This window comes from Petrotoga halophila DSM 16923 (assembly GCF_002924615.1).
Map to the genome: position 1 here is coordinate 1 of NZ_JALY01000218.1, position 2,899 is coordinate 2,899.

Consider the following 2,899-nt stretch of genomic DNA (forward strand, 5'->3'; position numbering starts at 1 on the left):
AGAGCTGATCTTTTAGAAGAGCTTCCTGCGAACGTAGTTAAACGTTTACTAGCCCATCTTTCCAATGAAGAGAGGCAAAATACTCTTATTCTTTTGAATTATCCTGAATATTCTGCAGGTAGGATAATGAACCCTAATTTTTTGGATCTTAAAGAAAATATGACTATAAAAGAGGCACTTCAACATATTAAGGCTGAAGGAAATAAAAAAGAGACTATTTACACTTTGTTTGTGATAGATAATACTAGAAAATTGAAAGGGACAGTAGAATTAAAAGATTTGATTTTTTCAGAGGAGAATGAGATTGTAAAAAATATTATGAATGAAAATCCAATCTATTCAACAGTTTACGATAATGAGGAAGAAGTCGCAAGGGTCATGCAAGATTATGATCTTTTAGCTATTCCGGTTACAGATAGTGAAAAAAGGTTGGTAGGAATAATAACCATTGACGATATTGTAGATGTTCTAGAAGAATCAGCCACAGAAGATATCCAAAAAATGGCAGCAGTAGGAGTAACAGAGACTTCTTATTTTCATACTTCCATTTGGGAGCTTGTAAAAAGCAGAGTAATTTGGCTTGGTGCCTTGCTACTTTTTGAGAGTATCGCTGTTTTTGTAATTGAAGGATTTTCAGACGTTTTACAGAAAATTACTGTATTAGCTGCATTTATGCCGACTATTAACGCCATTGGGGGAAATACTGGAAGTCAAATGTCCGCTATAGTAATTAGATCAATGGCTGTTGGAGATATTGAAGAGGATGATTTTAAAAAGGTTTTAGGTAAAGAGTTGTTTTCTGGTGTAATTTTAGGTATAATTTTAGGAATAGTCATGTTTTTACGATCAATAATTAATACTCGTGAACCTTTAATTATGTTGAGTTTATCTTTATCTATAATTATAGTGGTAATGATTTCAAATATTTTAGGAGCCATCCTACCTTTTTTTGCCAAAAAGATACATTTAGATCCTGCCTTGATCTCTGGCCCTTTTATTTCAACTTTGATGGATATACTAAGTATGTTTTTTTATTTTTCTATTGCGGCATTACTTCTTAAAGATTTGTTGTGAATAACAAACAATAAGCAAATGAATAAATTGAAATTTGATGGAAGGAACTGACAAAAATGAACGAAATGGATATTCAAGAGATCACCAAAAAAATTAAAGAATTACCTACGCCTGATTTTATTGTGCAAAGAATTATAGATATAGCTAACGATCCCGAGTCGGATATAAATGACTTGCATAATATGATCGTTCAATCTCCTGCTTTAACTGCAAAGATTTTAAGACTATCTAATTCGGCTTATTATGCACTACCAAAGAGAGTAACGAAACTTACACAAGCGATAAATCTACTTGGGTTCAAAACGGTCAGGAATTTAGCTTTAAGTATTTTTACCGTTGAGAATTATTTTTCCCAAGATATACCTTTTTTCAATACACAGCATTTTTGGGTTCACTTGATCTCAACTGGTGTAGCTTCAGAACTTTTAGCAAAATATCTTAATTCCCCAGATAAAGAAGAAGCCTTTATGTGTGGTGTTTTACATGATCTTAGTAAAGTAGTGATGGCACATATCATGCCCGATGTTTTTGAGATGGTCATTAAAGTTGCTCAACACGAAAAAATTTCTTTTTTTCAAGCAGAAAATATTTTATCAACTTATTCACATCAACAAATCGGTAAAAAGCTTTTTGAAAATTGGAATATGTCAGACTTAGTCATAGAAACCGCTACCTACCATGATAATCCCTTAGAATCTAGTAATGAAGAAGCAAAAAAATTATTGTATATTGTAAATGTTGCGAATATAACTACCAATTTGTATTTTTACGGTTATTCGGGATGCTTCGATATTCCTGAGGTTGATTTAAAGGTTTGGAACTTTTTGGGATTAAATTATAATAAATATGCCAGCTATTTTGAAGAATTCAAGGATACGATTAATAGGTCTCCTGAATTTACTAATATGAAAGAAGTGTTCAATGATATGGAGGTGACATCTGATGGCTCAGTATAGAAGAGAAATGCTTGAGTCTGAAATGAAAAAATTAATTACCCAAGGTTTTTCTCAATTAAAGGATCCTAGATTAAAAGACAAATTTATTGATATAAATATGGTACGACTATCAAAAGATAAATCTTATTTAGATGTATATGTTTCATCCCTTGATAAAGATATTGATACTGTCATCAATATTCTCAACAATGCAAAGGGTATGTTTAGAACTCTTATCGCAAAAAATATTAAAATGTTCAAGGTTCCCGAGATAAGATTTCATAAAGACGAAGGTATTGAAGCAAGTATAAGAATAAATAAACTAATAGAGAAAATAGAGAAAAACGAGGAAAGTAAATGAAAAGTGGCTTTTTAGTAATCAACAAACCAAAGGGTATTACTTCCCATGACGTTGTCTCAATAATCAGAAAAAAACTTGGAATTAGGAAGATTGGTCATGCTGGTACTCTTGATCCCTTTGCTACTGGGGTACTAGTTGTAGGAATAAATAAAGCTACAAGACTATTAGAATTTTTCCAAACCGAAAAAAAGACATACTATGTAAAAGCTGAATTGGGGATCGTTACAGATACTTTTGATATAGAAGGAAAAGTACAAGAAAAGAACGAAGTTACTCAGCAACACATCTCTAATTTAAAAGACATATGTTTTTCATTTGTGGGGGAATATTTGCAAGTTCCTCCTGCATATTCGGCTAAAAAATATAAAGGTAAAAAGCTTTATGAATATGCGCGTGAAGGTAAAATAATTAATCTTCCTCCAAAAAAAGTAAAAATATATCAGCTTTCAAATTTTTCACAAGAAGGACAAGAATTTAGTTTTAATGTAGAAGTAAGTTCTGGAACTTACATAAGATCATTAATCATGGA

At 31.5% G+C, this 2,899-nt stretch carries 4 protein-coding genes; all 4 read left to right on the forward strand.

The window, feature by feature from the left end:
* Positions 1 to 1,074 (forward strand): magnesium transporter (gene mgtE / locus AA81_RS10585; RefSeq protein WP_103898964.1); only part of this gene is annotated, 1,074 nt, incomplete at its 5' end.
* A gap of 56 nt (positions 1,075 to 1,130) precedes the next feature.
* Complete coding sequence (locus tag AA81_RS10590) at positions 1,131 to 2,030, forward strand: HDOD domain-containing protein (RefSeq protein WP_103898965.1); 900 nt, start codon at positions 1,131 to 1,133, stop codon at positions 2,028 to 2,030.
* Positions 2,017 to 2,370, forward strand: a complete 354-nt coding sequence (gene rbfA, locus AA81_RS10595) for a 30S ribosome-binding factor RbfA (protein WP_103898966.1) — start codon at positions 2,017 to 2,019, stop codon at positions 2,368 to 2,370. Before AA81_RS10590 ends, rbfA begins: the two co-directional genes overlap by 14 nt.
* The coding region (gene truB / locus AA81_RS10600) for a tRNA pseudouridine(55) synthase TruB (RefSeq protein WP_103898967.1) at positions 2,367 to 2,899 on the forward strand (533 nt) is incomplete at its 3' end. The genes rbfA and truB, both read left to right, overlap by 4 nt.

What these genes read in the sequence shown, in the direction of transcription:
- AA81_RS10590 (WP_103898965.1), top strand. Translation starts at nt 1,131, where the DNA reads ATGAACGAAATGGATATTCAAGAGATCACCAAAAAAATTAAAGAATTA.
- rbfA (WP_103898966.1), top strand. Translation starts at nt 2,017, where the DNA reads ATGGCTCAGTATAGAAGAGAAATGCTTGAGTCTGAAATGAAAAAATTA.